The organism is Mycobacterium leprae TN (assembly GCF_000195855.1).
Taxonomy (GTDB): domain Bacteria; phylum Actinomycetota; class Actinomycetes; order Mycobacteriales; family Mycobacteriaceae; genus Mycobacterium; species Mycobacterium leprae.
In genome coordinates this window covers 1,651,309-1,666,899 of record NC_002677.1, presented here as the reverse complement: position 1 = coordinate 1,666,899, position 15,591 = coordinate 1,651,309, and the positions used below count along the sequence as shown (strand labels likewise).

Sequence of the window (15,591 nt, the reverse complement as noted above, 5' to 3'; positions counted from 1 at the left end):
GCGCTCGACTGTGCATATCCCACCTAAAAGCCCTACTGTGCAGAACTATTCATGACTTACAGGCACCGAGCGCGGACAATCCGGGCCGACAGCATGCTGGCTATTCCTTGCCGGTGACCAGGGTCATCGCGCGCACTTTACAGTGACAAGCATCATGTCTGTATCGGCACTTGAGCAGAGCGCAGCGGACGTCGGTGACAATTCGGCGCGCCAACATGCGCACGGCGCGCTACCCGACTCATTGGCAATTGCGATGCTGGCCACAGTCATCAGTGGGGCCTGGGCCAGTAGGCCTTCGCTCTGGTTCGATGAGGCCGCAACAATATCGGCTTCAGCGAGTCGCACTGTGCCAGAACTATGGAGATTGCTGAGCCACATCGATGCTGTGCACGGCTTGTACTACCTGCTGATGCACGGCTGGTTCGCGATATTTCCCTCGACTGAATTCTGGTCAAGGGTTCCAAGTTGTCTGGCAATTGGGGCCGCTGCTGCCGGCGTCACGGTTTTCACCAGACAGTTTGCCACACGGACCACTGCGGTATACGCAGGCATTGTCTTCGCCATTCTGCCGCGCATCACCTGGGCCGGTATCGAAGCACGCTCATCTGCCTTGTCAGTGGCCGCGGCCATGTGGCTGACCGTGTTGCTCGTGGCCTCGGTACAGCGCAACAGGCCGCGGCTATGGCTGTGCTATGCGCTGACATTGATGCTGTCAATTTTGCTGAATCTCACCCTGGCCACGCTGGTGCTGGTTTACGCCGTGATCCTGCCATGGCTCGCACCCAACAAATTTCGCAATTCTCCGTTCATCTGGTGGGCGGTTACCTCGGTCGTCGCACTCGGGACTATAACGCCGTTCATCTTGTTCGCTCATGGCCAAGTATGGCAGGTCGACTGGATCTTCCGGGTCAGCTGGCACTACGTCTTCGACATCACACAACGCCAGTATTTCGACCACAGCGTTTCGTTCGCGATTGCCACGGCCGTGATCATCGTCCCCGCGATCGCGACTCGCCTGGCTGGCTTGCGAGCCCCGGCGGGCGACCTTCGCAGCTTGGTGATTATCTGCACTGCGTGGATCGTCATTCCCACCACTCTCATGGTCGGCTACTCGGCGGTCATTGAACCAGTTTACTACCCGCGTTACCTGATCCTCACCGCTCCGGCGGCAGCTATCGTCATAGCGGTCTGCATTGTCACGGTCGCCCGTAAACCGTGGCCTATTGCCGGCGTCCTAGTGTTGTTCGCTGTTGCTGCCTTTCCAAATTATCTCTTTACGCAACGCGGGCGATACGCCAAAGAAGGCTGGGATTACAGTCAAGTAGCCGATGTGATCAGTTCCCAGGCTGCGCCAGGGGACTGTCTGATCGTTGACAACACTGTGCCCTGGCGGCCCGGGCCGATCCGCGCACTGCTGGCCGCTCGGCCGGCGGCTTTTCGATCGCTGATCGACATCGAACGTGGTTTCTACGGACCGACAGTCGGCACCCTGTGGGACGGTCATGTTCCCGTGTGGTTGGTGACGGCCAAGATCAACAAGTGCTCCACGGTCTGGACAGTCTCCGACCGAGACACATCACTGCCCGACCATCAAGCGGGACAATTACTGTCACCAGGGCTCATATTGGGACGTGCGCCGGCGTATCAATTTCCCAGTTATCTGGGGTTCCGCATTGTCGAGCGGTGGCAATTCCACTATTCGCAGGTCATCAAGTCAACACGGTGAACGACGGTCACGATGGATCACCCGGTAAGAGGCCACGACACCGACCGTGGCCAGCACAGTTAAGGTCGTGTAGAGGCAGCGCCGCCGCCACTCCGCCGTCTTTGGCTGTGTTGACCACCACACCGGCTAACCCTGCGTCGACGACCCGGCCCGCTGCTATCTAGCCGGGTCGTCGATCCAGGTCATCGCACGTGCGGCCAGGAGGTCCCTATACCGGCCCCGGTGACCAATAACTCCAACGCCCAGAGCGCAACAATCCCGATCGACGCGTTAGCGCGTTGGGTGGTTGCGTCCAACACTAGAACCGACGCCATCACCAGCGGCGCGGCCGTTACCACGTGCCCGATCACGCGAGGATTACTCAGCGACACCCTAACGGTCTTCCCCGTCGTCCAGCCGAACAGCTAGCACCGCGCCCAGAAACCGGCGGAACCGGACGCAGATGTCCCATTCGCTGACCAACCAGTTGCATATACGTGGGGGTGACTATTCCCATCAACCAATCGACACGCTATTGGTCAAGTCAAATCCATTTCAACAGTCCAGAAGCGAAATACGCTGGAAGGCAATACCGCTGCGTGCACTCGCCAATCGACGACTACGAATATCCCGACTAGCAACGTGCCGGCGGCAAGCAGACCGGCGGTCGCCATCAAATAATGCGGGAGCTCGGCAACGCTGACCAGGGGCGTTGGGTGCCCCCGTCAGCGGTACTTGACCACTCCAGCACTTGTGTGCAGGGTCAGACGGGGTCACCCCGCTCGGTCAAGCCTGATTTTGCGGGGAATACGATCTGTACCAATGGAGGCCATCAAGACGATCATCATCGCCACGGCACCAAACGCCCATCGCCACAACTCGAGCAATGCGAAAACGCCCCACCACGGGCCCAATCAAAGTCGTGACACCCCCACATCGCCGATATCAGCGCTGAATCACAAGTACCAAGTACACAGCCACCGGGGCAGGGCAGAGCTGATGAAGCGCATACCCCAAGCCGGCTAGCAGTCCGCTGACTACCCATTGCAGGGTGCGTCCTGCTACCCAGAACCTCCATGATCGGCGCAAACTCGCACACCAGGTTGTTTAACGTCGAATACCGCCAGTCCCATCGGAAGCGATGTGCATGCACCGATCCGCAGCAGCGCCAAACTGACTGCAGCCTCTGCCACGACCAACCCGAACAGCTACAGGATTGTTACCCAAGAAACAGCCGGCTGCCACCGATTTCGGCGATCGCGTTAGGGAGCAGCATGACGGTCAAGAACTCGTTAGTAGCGAGCAACCCCATAGCACCGGCCAACAAGATGGACGTTCCGAGATGCTGTGGCCCAGCAGCTCATGCTAACTGCCAGTATTGCTTTCCGTATCCGTCACGCCATACACCGTAGGAGTGCACACGCGGTTGACATTCATTTGAGGCCCGCCGCGTCCATCCCACGCAGTTCCTTTTTGAGGTCTGCGATCTCGTCACGGAAGCGCGCGGCCAGCTCGAATTGCAAGTCACTTGCGGCGGCCATCATTTGGGCGGTAAGATCTTTGATCAGGTCAGCCAGTTCTGCACGCGGCATACCAGCGGTGTCGCGACCCTCGAACACTCCGACGCTGACCGAGCGAACAGGTTCACTCTGGGCGCGCCGACCGCGGGACACGTTACGTCCCGATCCACCCACTTGAACGGTGTCGGTGTCGTCGGCCTCGCGATAGACCTGGTCGAGGATGTCGGCGATCTTCTTGCGCAGCGGCTGTGGGTCGATACCATTGGCATTGTTGTAGGCGATCTGCTTTGCCCGTCGCCGTTCGGTTTCATCGATGGCTTCGGTCATCGAATCAGTGATCGTGTCGGCATACATATGTACTTCACCGGAGACGTTGCGGGCTGCCCGGCCTATGGTCTGGATTAGGCTGCGCGCCGACCGCAGGAAGCCTTCCTTGTCGGCGTCCAGGATCGCCACCAGCGACACCTCGGGCAGGTCGAGGCCTTCGCGCAACAGGTTAATGCCGACCAACACGTCATAGTCGCCAAGCCGCAGTTGACGCAGCAGTTCTACCCGCCGCAAGGTGTCGACCTCGGAGTGCAGGTAGCGCACCCGGATACCCATCTCTAGCAAGTAGTCGGTGAGGTCTTCGGCCATTTTCTTGGTCAGCGTCGTTACCAAGACCCGTTGGTCGGCGTTGGCGCGTTTGCGGATTTCGCCAATCAGGTCGTCGATTTGCCCCTTGGTTGGCTTGACTACCACTTTCGGGTCGACCAAACCGGTCGGTCGGATCACCTGCTCGACGAACTCACCACCGGACTGGCTGAGCTCATACGGTCCCGGGGTGGCCGATAGGTACACCGTTTGCCCGATCCGATCGGCGAATTCCTCCCAGGTCAGCGGGCGGTTGTCACACGCTGACGGCAGCCGAAACCCATATTCGACGAGGTTACGCTTCCGCGACATGTCACCTTCGTACATGCCGCCGATTTGCGGGACGGTGACATGCGACTCGTCGATGACGAGCAAAAAGTCCTCCGGGAAGTAATCGAGCAACGTTGCCGGCGGCGTGCCCGGCCCCCTGCCGTCGATATGGCGGGAGTAATTCTCTATACCTGAGCAGAACCCGACCTGCCGCATCATTTCGATGTCGTAGTTGGTCCGCATCCGCAGCCGCTGCGCCTCCAGCAGCTTGCCCTGGCGTTCGAATTCGGCGAGCCGCTCGGCAAGTTCTTCCTCGATGGCTGAGATTGCCTGCGCCATCCGCTCGGGACCGGCTACATAGTGGGTGGCGGGGAAGATCCGTAGCGAGTCGACCTGACGAATCACCTCGCCGGTGAGGGGGTGTAGGTAGTACAACGCCTCGATCTCGTCGCCGAAGAACTCGATACGAACCGCCAGCTCCTCGTAGGACGGAATGATCTCCACAGTGTCGCCGCGCACCCGGAAGGAGCCGCGGGTGAAGGACAGATCATTGCGGGTGTATTGCACGTCGACCAGCAGCCGCAATAGGCCGTCGCGAGGCACCTCGTTGCTAACCGCTAGCTCGACAGAGCGGTCCAGGTAGGACTGTGGAGTACCTAGGCCGTAAATGCATGACACCGAAGCCACCACTACCACATCGCGCCGCGACAGCAGCGACGACGTGGCGGAGTGCCGCAGCCGCTCCACGTCGTCGTTGATGGAGCTGTCTTTTTCGATATAGGTGTCGGTCTGTGCGATGTACGCTTCTGGCTGATAGTAATCATAGTATGATACGAAGTACTCGACCGCGTTGTGCGGCAACATCCCACGCAGTTCGTTCGCAAGTTGAGCTGCCAGCGTCTTATTCGGCGCCATCACCAAAGTAGGTCGCTGCAACCGTTCGATAAGCCAGGCGGTGGTTGCTGACTTTCCGGTACCGGTGGCACCAAGTAACACTACGTCACGCTCCCCCGCCAGGATCCGTCGCTGCAACTCATCAATAGCCGCTGGCTGGTCACCAGCCGGTTCGTGCGGGCTGATCACCTCGAAGCGGCCACCGACGCGCACAATCTCCTTGACAGCGCGATATTCCGAATGCGTTATTATCGGGTGCTCGGTGGCGAAAGCCATGCCCTCAGCGTAAGGCCAGGCACCAAGAGGTTGGCTGCAATCCAGCCGGGTCTATCCGGCGGAATGGGTCCACACCTGAGTGACCGGATTGCATTGGAGCAGTTAGCTATCTCTGGAGGTGGATATGGCTATCACCGAAATACCCTGCCGGTTGCACAAGCTATCGAAGGTGTGAACTTTGTTCGTAATGAGGTTTTAGCCTCACTGTTGCTTTTACAGACGATCTGTCCATTGTTGATCGGGTCGTAGGAGAATCTGCCTACGACCCGATCAACAATGGACAGGCGACGACGCGATAGCAGGCGCGGTCGAGATGGTGGCCACAACTGCGGGTTCGGCTAAGCTCACGCCCGAAGAAACGTCACCGACCCAAGCGGCCACCGCAGGTGCTCGCACCACTGTTCCCTACGCACCATACTAAGTTGCTAAAATGGCTCCGGCCTGCGCGCGCACAGGGTGCCGTCGGCCTAGTAGACCACCGGCCACGCCACTGTCTCCAGCATAAGTGGCTCTGAACTGTGTGTTCAGCTAAACACAGTCCATCCCCACTCCTTCTGAGGACTGCCCTGCCAGTTTACTCTCACAAGGCGCAAAAAGTCGGTTTTCTACATCGGCTCTGTTGATCACGTGATGGGCGACATCGTTCAGCTCAGTCCCGATGGCTACGCACCCGGTAGCGGTGAATGCGGAACGGAACGCGCACCAGTTGGTGTCTCCCTCCGACATAACGGACCGCAAGGCCGTTGGTCGTACGTTTGTTACGGTTGTAGGCCAATTTGTAGGCGTCGTTGAGTACCGGCCTCCCTGGGAAGGTGGCCGTCGCCGGCCCCGAGTGCGGGAGCCGAGAGTTGCGACGCGAGCACAGGGCTAGTCAGGAAAATATCCGTCTGAAACATTTGGAAGAAGTACAGGATATCGGCCAGGTCGCTGCGCTACCACAACGATTCAGCACTGCGCACGTCGAGGCTCCCGGCTACAGAGGTCTGGACGAAAACCGATGGTTCATAGCCCCAATAGCGGCGCGGAGTCCACGCCGAGGCAACTCGGCCGAAGCAGTATCAGATGTAGCGATGCAACCATCGTTGGCGCTGCCATCTAGGCGTTCGCCTATGGCTTTATCAGCTTCGAAAGCAGAAGCAAACGCGTGACACCGCTGGAACCGTTTTTCAGCTTACTAGACAAGGACTTTGAAAAACACCTCGTCGAGTTGCCCCAGATCCAGCCGATAGGATCGTAGCGGATCCTCGTGTAAGTTCTGACTGATCACCGCGATCGGGTTGGGGTGTTGGAATGGCGTTGTACCGGTTAGCAAATGGAAAGCCGTTGCAATTAAAGGAGATTGGTCGTATGGTCCGTCGATGTTAGGGTCCGTCAACTGTTCGGGAGCGGTATACGCGACCGTCCCGACCATGACATTGGTCTCGGTGATCTCGCTGATATCGTCCAGATAGCGAGCTACAACGAATTCCATCAACAAAATTAGTCGTTATCCAGTTTTCAGGATGGGTGAGCGAAATGTTAACGGGTTCGACGTAGCGGTGCAGCAAACCGCGATCGCACGGTGTAATCGAGTACGCCTGCGACAGCGTTAGGATGGCACAAACCTCCTCGACTGGCATACCGTTCTGGCAACGTTCTTTCGCCAGTCGGTTGGCATTGGTGCCGTCGACGTAATCCTGGAGATCCAGGGCTGACTGTCGAATTTGCTGCGATCGTGGACTTCGACGATGTGCGGGTGCTATAGCATGACAGCGAAATCTTCTTCCCGGTTGAACCTGTCGCGGAACCCGTGATCCGCAGTGATTGCCTCAGCGAGGACCTTGATCATATCGCGCCGCGGTAACCGGGGATGTAGGCTAGATAATCCTCAACCATCCCGAACCATCCCGCCGGAGCCCAACGGACGGAAATAGTTTTGCCGGCAAAGGGCACGCCGGCTAGTCATCACGCGGCGTTACCCGCTGGTCTCCCCATACGCCGAAACGGCGGGCGCCTAGACATTTAGGGGAGACACACTGACTGGTGGAACTCGGCCAAACAGGTGCGCTACGGTCGGCGAAGGCAACGATTGAAAGCCCGTACGCAACACCGCGCACATGTCGTGGGGTTACTCCGCAGCCGTCGCCCAGCATTCAGACCCCGGGTGGGGTTCCCTTAACCTCGTCCATGTTTGGTTACCCTTTTGCTCATTGACATTGCCTGCAGGTAGCATCGCAACCCGGCGCGGGGCGAACAACTCTGGGTGGCTGGGATCGGTATGGAGTCCGGATATGTCTCTTTGCACACCCAGCATTGCCAAATTATGCCGGATGTGCATAGGCGATGGGCCGATGCTGGCTATGTCGAAAACAAAACGAAATCAGAAGCAAGTCTGATGGAGCTGACAAACTCAATCGACCGATACTGATGTAGTGAGTCGACCAGTCCCGCCAGTGTGGACAATTCAGCACAACAGGTCACACCAGTCCTTGGCGGCAGGCCATGAAGTAATCTTAGACGTGATGCGCACGCTGATTTGCCCATCGCGGATCCAAGGATCTTCCCGTATCCGTCCTCATTCTGCATTTTGACCGGGCCGGTGGTTGGCAATCGATAACGGTTCGTTAAACGGAACTTACGTCAACAGTTACCGCATGCCAGTTCTCGACATTCACGACACCCGAAGGGTCAACGTTGGGAGTCCGCACGGGCCGCGGCTGACCTTCGAGATCAAAACTCGGCAAGTGACGATCAACCAGCCACTACAAACGAGGTCAATGCCAGACTCGGGGCCATCCACCTTCGCCTGGCCACTGAATCCAGAACGTCAGACCGGGAGTCCCTACCTTCGCAGCACCGCACCCAACTGAACGAGGTGACTGCGGTCAACACCGGAGTGACCAACTCAGCCCAACTCGACACCGCCCGCCGAGTGCACGGTGATCGACACTTTCTCAGCATACGCTTCCAACTTTGCGACGAGACGAGAATAGTCAAGTTCTTGTCACAGCAAGTCCACCAGGACCCGCCCAGATATCCGAGACGGCCAGCACAGTCACGATTGGTCGTGTTAACGGCAGCGACATCGTCATCCCCGATAATTTGGCTTCCCGCTATCAACACCACGTAGGTTTGACGCCATGTGGTACCGCAATCCGAGACCGCAGCATTAACGGCCGTTCGTCAACGGCACCCGCGGCGGATCAGCGATCTTGACCGAGGGTGACGTGGTCACTATCGACAATGTCGGCCTGGTGTTCACTAAACAACACCCTACTCCCGCGCACCGAGGTGGCGATGCACACCGGCGGGCTGGAGATGCGTGGGGTCAAGGACACCGTCGATAACGTAAAACCACTGCTGGATGACATCTCATTACTCACCAGACCCGACACGCTGACCGCGATTATCGGTGGTTCCGGTGCAGGGAAAACCGCTTTCGCGCGGCTAGATAGCAGGTTAAGCTCGCTCGATTTCGGGCTAGGTTAGTTTAGATGGGGAACGATGTCCACGCCGAATATGCGTCGTTGCACAACAGGATCGGGATGGTCCTGCAAGAGATGACGTGCTGCACCGCCCGTTGACAGTCAACTAGGCACGGAACTACACCGCCACACTAGGGCTGCCGCACCCGACACCAGCAAAATCAATCGTGCCAAGGTCGTCACCCAGGTACTCGCAAAGCGAGATCTAGCCAAACATACCGACACCCGGGTGAACAAGTCTGTCCGGCGGTAAGCACAAGCACGCCTCGAAGGGGCTCAAGCTACTCACCGGGTCGTCGCTGCTGATCCTTGACGAGCCGACGTCGGGCCTGGACCTGGCGTCAACTGGCCAGGTGATGACTATGCTGCGTCGTGTTGGCCGACAATCGACCGCGTGGTGATTGTGGTGACACACATGTTGTCCGGTATCGCGCTATCTGCGACCAGCTGCTGCTGTTCACAGCGGGTGAAAAGACGGCGTACTACGAGACCCCTCTCCTAACGACATCGTCGAGGCGAATGAAAACTAGCAACTGGGCCAAGGTGGGCGCCGATCCCGGGCAAGCCAACCGAACGCTTCCTGCCCCAGGACCAAAACCAGCTTAAGGCACCAGTCAAAGTTGATGAGCCAACCGAGCTGGGTAAACTGGCATACACCAACGTCCGGTAACCAATCCTCAGCCATCGCACTCCGACAGGTCCGTCTGGTGGTAGCCACCGCACTTACTTTCTATGCCCGATGCGGCTGCCGTTCATTCTAGGTGCGCTTTCTCCGACAGTTCTCGGCATCAGCGGACTGCGCATACCCCCACACACCAGCACTCCCGACGAAGCCACTCAGGTGCTGAACCTGCTCAGCCCTCGCCACGGCCTTCATCGGCACCGCGCTGACAATCCACAACCGAGTTAGCGAACGCGCGACCTTTCAACACGAACAAGCGGTCGGATTGTCGACCACGGCTTATCGGCTTGCTAAAACCGCAGTCTTCTGCACGTTTGTCATCCTGCAGTCGGCAATCATCACCACGACCATGGTTTCTCGACAAGAGCGCGCCGACCTGTGGCGCTGTGCTGTTGAGCGCCACACTTTTCGCGGCTACTACCGAGCTGTTTGTGACTGTCGGCCACGACACGTATGGCCTAATCCATCCTTGGCCTGGCCATCTTAGCGCTGATACGCTCTCACGAGACATGATATATAATGGTGCTGTTCGTGGTGTCGATGATGGCGAAGCTGATTTTGTGCGGGGGGATGGTCGCGGTAGCCAGCCGACTTGGGCTCGACCAAACTTTCTTGCGCAATGCCTGCCCGCTGGGCGGGCTACACCGCGGCGGCATCAACGATCAATATGCGAGCCCTGACACCGCCTTCAATGCTCACCGAATACCGGCTTTGGCACCGCAAGTCGAAGATTTGGCTGTTCAACATGGGCATGCCAGCTGCATTATTTCTATGTGTATGCCAATTTTGTGCGGCGGAAAATCTGGCTGGCTCCGCCGCTAACGGGCCATTAGAGGCCGCTGAATCGCTATAAGGTGACATTATACATCCACCCAAGCATGAGACGTTCGACCTAGTCGCCCGGACCAACACCGATCCCAAAGGGATTGTCCGGGCCGTCGACCAGTACACGGTTCAACCGTGGGGGCTTTATGTTGCTCGACCCACTCCCGGCCGAGCTCAATTCCATTATCTCGAGTCGTGGCTGCTTCCATCCCTGGGCTTGCGCGCCACGGTTTTCCACTTTAACCCGGGCCAGGAAAGCGACCATGACTACTACCTCGATGTGGGCGAATATACGCCTGGCCCAGTCGTGTGGCGTTCTGAAGACCATTATCTCGACATCGAGGTTCGCACCGGGGCCGTGGCAAGACTGGCCGATGTCGACGAACTGCTGGATGCCGTCCGTCACGGTCTGCTGACCCTAGAGGTCGCCGAGCAGGCGGTCCGGCGTGCCGTAGCCACGGTCGACGGCCTAGCCCGCAACGACTACACTCTCTCACGCTGGCTAGCTGCCCAAGGCATGAAAATCACCTGGAGTGGGAACTAAGCCGACAGGCGGCCGGTCCGGCCACAGTCCCGAGCCGATCGTTTCACCCATCTTGGCGAGCGGCTAAACTAACAGGCGACTCCTTAATGCGATATCATATACAATACTACACTGGTGAATCACGTAACGTCAGCGATAACCAACTCAAAAATTCCCACAGCCAACTGTGGCCCATGTGACTAGCGATCGACAGTGGGCGTAATTGCAGCAACTATGCGCTCCAGCAAGCCCTGGCAAATGCTAATCGCCGCCGTCACGGTCATCGCCGCTGTCTCCCAGTTAAGCTTGGCGACTGTGTGCGTACCGATCTCCACAAGATCGCCTATGTCGGCCAAGTCGATGGGGCGACAATCGGGAGCCAGGTCGCCTTCGTGACCACTGGTGGTTAAAGGAATACCACTGGCCTGATGCTTGATTGCCCGGCAACGTATTCCATGCCGACGTGGTGCTGGCTGGCCCGCAGCAAGCCAACATGCAGATTTTGCTTCATTGACCCTACTAGACGAACGTGCACTTGCGATATCATCGTGGGAGATCACCTTTTCACCCAAGTCGACCAAAACAAAATTAGTTTTAGACCGACACCCGGAAGTACCAAATCCCATAAACGGTTGCCGCGATCCCCCGACACGTCCATGTCTACTTAGGGCCCACCTAGAGCCGCCAACCCGTGGAGTCGGCCCACTCCCACGCTCGCCGGTAGGCGTCGAGGAGCCATGGTTCCTTCGCGTCGGCGTAACGGCCCATGTCTCCGGCCGCCAGCCGGTCCGCCGTGCGTTTGACGTCCAAGTAGTCGGCACGCACACCCGGGTTAGCTTTCAACCAGTCGACGAACAGCAAACCGAATTGCTGATTCGGCCAGCCAGCCACCCGGATATGCACGTATGTCGGTCGACCGGGGTCTGCAGAGGCATGAAACCTCTTGTGCCATAAATTTGGGTCGCTACTGTGTTCGTAGCGATCTACGGTGCTGCGGGCATTGGTCTTGGCGGCATCACCGGTGACGTGCTCCAGGCGCGGGTACCCGGCAGACAACAGAGGGTCGGCGAGTTCGTCAGCCATCGCTAGTGACTCGACGGTGATCTGAATGTCGATGATGTCTTTGGCCTGAAAATCAGGAAAACCTGGATAATGCGGCACCGCGGTCGAGCCGATGTGGTCAACGCGTAACGCCTTATGGCCACACGTGGTCTTCAGCCGAGCAACAATGCGCTTCGCCTGCCCCAGCCAGATCGGATCAGACGTGACCAAACCTGCCGGTGCATAGACCGCCTGACGCTGACTCAGGTTGTAGGCGAACGGCAATATGCGATGGTACCATAGGTCACGAGCCCGTTGGACCAAAACCTCTGGTGTACTTGAATTGTCTAACCAGACATCAGCAACAGCACGACGCTCCTCATCGCTAGCCTGTGCAGCGATCCTGGCACGCGCATCCGTTTCGGCCACACCACGTTGCTCAACCAGCCTGCGTACTCGCAGTTCGACGTCGGCATGCACCACAACGACCAGCGGGAACAGGTGCGCCATCCCGGATTCCACCAGCAGAGGAATGTCTTCGACCACAACCGCGTCCTCGGATATCGCCGCAATGATCTCCGCGCGGCGGTTGGCCACCAGTGGGTGCACAATCCCGTTAAGCACATTGCGCGCCGCGTCGTCTCGAAAAGCCTTGACAGCCAAAGCCCGCCGATCCAACGCACCGCCAGGAAGCAGGATGTCCTGACCAAATGCATCGACCAGCGATGACAATCCTTTGGTGCCGGGCTGCACCACTTCGCGTGCCAGCACATCGCCGTCGACGACGATCCCACCACACTGTGAGAACGTACTAGACAGCAAAGACTTCCCGGCGCCGATGCCACCGGTGATCCCGATGCACAGCATTACACGAATACGACCCAGAACAGTTATTATGCGCTGCCGGCGAGCTTTTCCCGTAAAGCTGCTAGTTGGGCATCGCTAGCCAGCGACCCACCCGTGGCCTTCGCCGAAGGTGTACTGCTGGCCGGGGGCTGCTCGCTACTGCCGTGTCCGGCCTCCTCGGTTGCAGCGAACTTCTCCATTTGGATGGTGTGCATCTTGTAGCGACGTTCGGCTTCAGCGTAACGGGCCTCCCATTCGGCGCGCTGGGTGTCAAAACCCTCTAGCCACTCGTTGGAGTCGGGATCAAAGCCCTCAGGGAAGATGTAGTTGCCCTGCTCGTCGTAGCTGTCGGCCATACCGTACTTTGCCGGGTCGAACTCCTCGATGTAGTCCTCGTTGGCCTGCTTCAACGACAGCGAAATCCGGCGTCGCTCCAAGTCGATGTCAATGACTTTGACCATCGCATCGTCGCCGACAGCAACCACCTGGTCAGGCACCTCGACGTGCCGTTCGGCCAGCTCCGAGATGTGCACCAGACCTTCGATGCCTTCCTCAACACGAACGAAGGCACCAAACGGAACCAACTTGGTCACCTTACCTGGCACGATTTGCCCGATGGCGTGGGTGCGGGCAAAATGCCGCCACGGGTCTTCCTGAGTTGCTTTGAGAGACAACGAAACCCGCTCGCGGTCCATATCAACGTCGAGAACCTCGACGGTAACTTCATTCCCCACCTGGACCACCTCGGACGGATGGTCGATGTGCTTCCAGGACAGTTCGGAGACGTGCACCAAACCGTCTACACCGCCCAGATCGACAAACGCACCAAAGTTTACGATGGACGATACTACACCCTTGCGTATAGCACCCTTCTGCAGCTGATTGAGGAATTCACTGCGCACCTCGGATTGGGTCTGTTCCAGCCAAGCCCGCCGCGATAATACCACGTTGTTGCGGTTTTTGTCTAGCTCGATGATCTTGGCCTCGATCTCCTTGCCGATGTACGGTTGCAGATCGCGAACACGGCGCATCTCCACCAACGAGGCAGGTAGGAAGCCACGCAACCCGATATCGAGGATCAGACCGCCCTTGACCACCTCGATGACGATGCCCTTGACAGCCTCATCCTTCTCCTTAAGTGCCTCGATGGTGCCCCACGCGCGCTCGTACTGCGCACGCTTCTTGGACAGGATGAGCCGCCCCTCTTTGTCCTCTTTGGTAAGTACCAGAGCCTCCACCTCGTCGCCCACAGAAACGACCTCATTGGGGTCGACGTCGTGTTTGATGGAGAGTTCGCGGGCGGGAATTACCCCTTCGGTCTTGTATCCGATGTCAAGGAGCACCTCGTCCCGGTCCACTTTAACGATGGTGCCTTCGACGATGTCGCCATCGTTAAAGTACTTGATCGTTTTGTCTATTGCGGCAAGAAAGTCCTCGCTGGAGCCTACGTCATTGACGGCTATTTGGGGCGAGGGGACGGCGGGAATTGACATGTTGTTGGGTTGCTCCGGACATGCTCACTCGTAGGGACAATTGGCATTATTTATTACCCGCCATCCTGGGCGGGCGATTACCTGCCGAGGCTACTCGACTGTGCACATGCTGGACAAACCCGCGCTTTGACTCACCGAAAATACACACTTAGCCACCACCTCGTCACCTGAGGATGAGGACAGCGTCAAGATGGCATGAAGCTGCTGATTCGCTGGCCGCATCCACCACCTACCGCAAAAACGATGCTAACAAAACAGCTTGACTCATCCGATATACTCCCTACTCCGATCATGGATCATGCAATATTTGGTCAACGTGCTGCCGGCCTTCTTGCTGGCCTGCGTTATCCTTGTCGTTCTTCCCGGTCCCGCCATCGCGTTGTTGCTGCGCCATTCCGGTCCGGTTCGGTCGTGCGGCAGGTCTGGTGGCCGTGGTCGGCAACGAAATCGGGTTGTTAGGCTGGACCCATGGCCGGCGGCGTCGGATTGGCGGTGTGACTGAGACGGGCAACCGCACACTGTCGGTGATGCTGCACGTCATCAAGGCGGCAATCCTGGTCTGACTCGGCACCAATGCGTGGCGTAACGCTTAAAGTAACCAAAATATCTCTATATCGAGGTCCCTATCGCGTCGCGCCTCGAGGCAGGACGTCGGCTACAACATCGCGTGCGTGAGTTAGTTTCGATCACCGCCAACCCTAAAGCGGCCACCCTCGGGATCGCGATGCTGCCGCAGTTCCTACCGGGCAGCGAGGCGGCACTTACGACGCTTTTCGTGCTGCCGACCATTCAGTGCGTGATCGACATCGTGTGGTGTTTGGGGTCTAGGATAGACTCGATCGTTCTTACCCGAGCTGACTATGATTTCATCTGCCAGGCGCGAAGTGCGATTCTAGGCGGTGACTGAAATCATTGCTCAGTGAGCCGTCTTGGCCATGGGGGCGTGAAGTATCGCGTTGACAGCCGTCCGCTGCTATCGGGTAAAGCCGCGCCCGGCCAGTAACCAGTAACTTGTCCGTTTAGACTTCAAGGTGTCGTCGTGATGGTCATTTGGTGGTTATTTTTTGCTGGTTTGGTTTGGGTGGTGTTGTGGTGGGCTGGTGGGGTGTGGGTGGTTGATCTGCGCTAGAAGGTTGCCGTATGTGCCGCCGACGGCCGGATCATCGATGCACTGTTCACTAACACGATACTGCTGCACCCGGCGGCATGCCTGCTTGCTGGCTGAGGGCCGGTCAACAAGCCGCCGACACCGATACCAGCGGCAGAAATGGTGCAAGGGATAACATCAGGTGCGAATAGTTATACCGTGCACGGGGACGTGCCTGTTCAGGTGCGGCCACATTGACCACGCCGACACCTCAAGGCCATGACATGCACACTAAAACGCCCCTACCCCGCGGCGCTAACAACTATCCTCAC

10 protein-coding genes and 1 pseudogene are annotated in these 15,591 nt (G+C 58.1%); 6 read left to right on the top strand and 5 right to left on the bottom strand.

What is annotated here, in order from left to right; genetic code table 11:
* Window positions 1-154 precede the first annotated feature (154 nt).
* On the top strand, window positions 155-1,726 hold the full coding sequence (locus ML_RS07025) for a mannosyltransferase (RefSeq protein ID WP_041322764.1): 1,572 nt from the start codon (window positions 155-157) through the stop codon (window positions 1,724-1,726).
* Here ML_RS07025 and ML_RS18965 read toward each other — a convergent pair.
* The 3 genes and pseudogenes from ML_RS18965 to ML_RS15865 all read right to left on the bottom strand — a co-directional run.
* Window positions 1,715-3,053, bottom strand: a pseudogene (locus ML_RS18965) (MFS transporter); the annotation flags it as partial. The gene ML_RS07025 and the pseudogene ML_RS18965 overlap by 12 nt on opposite strands.
* A gap of 85 nt (window positions 3,054-3,138) precedes the next feature.
* The gene (gene uvrB / locus ML_RS07015) at window positions 3,139-5,298 is read right to left on the bottom strand and encodes an excinuclease ABC subunit UvrB (protein ID WP_041322763.1); all 2,160 of its coding nucleotides are present in this window, start codon (window positions 5,296-5,298) and stop codon (window positions 3,139-3,141) included.
* 1,174 nt (window positions 5,299-6,472) lie between these two features.
* Window positions 6,473-6,769 (bottom strand): hypothetical protein, encoded by a 297-nt coding sequence (locus tag ML_RS15865; RefSeq protein WP_231846555.1) that lies wholly within the window; start codon window positions 6,767-6,769, stop codon window positions 6,473-6,475.
* A gap of 1,730 nt (window positions 6,770-8,499) precedes the next feature.
* Between ML_RS15865 and ML_RS15860 the strand changes: the two genes are divergently transcribed.
* The 3 genes from ML_RS15860 to ML_RS07000 all read left to right on the top strand — a co-directional run bounded on the left by ML_RS15860 (window position 8,500) and on the right by ML_RS07000 (window position 10,813).
* Complete coding sequence (locus ML_RS15860) at window positions 8,500-8,766, top strand: P-loop NTPase family protein (RefSeq protein ID WP_231846554.1); 267 nt, start codon at window positions 8,500-8,502, stop codon at window positions 8,764-8,766.
* 1,197 nt (window positions 8,767-9,963) lie between these two features.
* Window positions 9,964-10,266 carry a hypothetical protein gene (locus tag ML_RS15855; RefSeq protein WP_231846553.1) on the top strand — a complete coding sequence of 101 codons (303 nt, stop codon included), beginning with the start codon at window positions 9,964-9,966 and terminating at the stop codon, window positions 10,264-10,266.
* A 103-nt stretch (window positions 10,267-10,369) separates the two neighbouring features.
* On the top strand, window positions 10,370-10,813 hold the full coding sequence (locus ML_RS07000) for a ribonuclease FAU-1 family protein (RefSeq protein ID WP_041322757.1): 444 nt from the start codon (window positions 10,370-10,372) through the stop codon (window positions 10,811-10,813).
* 654 nt (window positions 10,814-11,467) lie between these two features.
* On the opposite strand, the gene coaE is transcribed toward ML_RS07000, so the two are convergent.
* Both coaE and rpsA read right to left on the bottom strand, forming a co-directional pair.
* Window positions 11,468-12,700 (bottom strand): dephospho-CoA kinase, encoded by a 1,233-nt coding sequence (coaE, locus tag ML_RS06995; protein ID WP_010908305.1) that lies wholly within the window; start codon window positions 12,698-12,700, stop codon window positions 11,468-11,470.
* 26 nt (window positions 12,701-12,726) lie between these two features.
* On the bottom strand, window positions 12,727-14,172 hold the full coding sequence (gene rpsA / locus ML_RS06990) for a 30S ribosomal protein S1 (protein ID WP_010908304.1): 1,446 nt from the start codon (window positions 14,170-14,172) through the stop codon (window positions 12,727-12,729).
* Window positions 14,173-14,522: 350 nt separating this feature from the next.
* Here rpsA and ML_RS06985 point away from each other — a divergent pair, with 350 nt between their 5' ends.
* Both ML_RS06985 and ML_RS06980 read left to right on the top strand, forming a co-directional pair.
* A complete protein-coding gene (locus ML_RS06985; protein WP_049769757.1) occupies window positions 14,523-14,735 on the top strand; it encodes a hypothetical protein in 213 nt (70 codons plus the stop codon).
* 104 nt (window positions 14,736-14,839) lie between these two features.
* Window positions 14,840-15,079, top strand: coding sequence for a hypothetical protein (locus ML_RS06980; protein ID WP_049769756.1), 240 nt, complete (start codon window positions 14,840-14,842; stop codon window positions 15,077-15,079).
* Window positions 15,080-15,591 lie beyond the last annotated feature (512 nt).

Excerpts from the sequence above, each read along its gene's own strand:
- ML_RS07025 (WP_041322764.1), top strand. The coding sequence starts at position 155 with ATGTCTGTATCGGCACTTGAGCAGAGCGCAGCGGACGTCGGTGACAAT.
- uvrB (WP_041322763.1), bottom strand. The coding sequence starts at position 5,298 with ATGGCTTTCGCCACCGAGCACCCGATAATAACGCATTCGGAATATCGC.
- ML_RS15865 (WP_231846555.1), bottom strand. The coding sequence starts at position 6,769 with ATGGAATTCGTTGTAGCTCGCTATCTGGACGATATCAGCGAGATCACC.
- ML_RS15855 (WP_231846553.1), top strand. The coding sequence starts at position 9,964 with ATGGTGCTGTTCGTGGTGTCGATGATGGCGAAGCTGATTTTGTGCGGG.
- coaE (WP_010908305.1), bottom strand. The coding sequence starts at position 12,700 with ATGCTGTGCATCGGGATCACCGGTGGCATCGGCGCCGGGAAGTCTTTG.
- rpsA (WP_010908304.1), bottom strand. The coding sequence starts at position 14,172 with ATGTCAATTCCCGCCGTCCCCTCGCCCCAAATAGCCGTCAATGACGTA.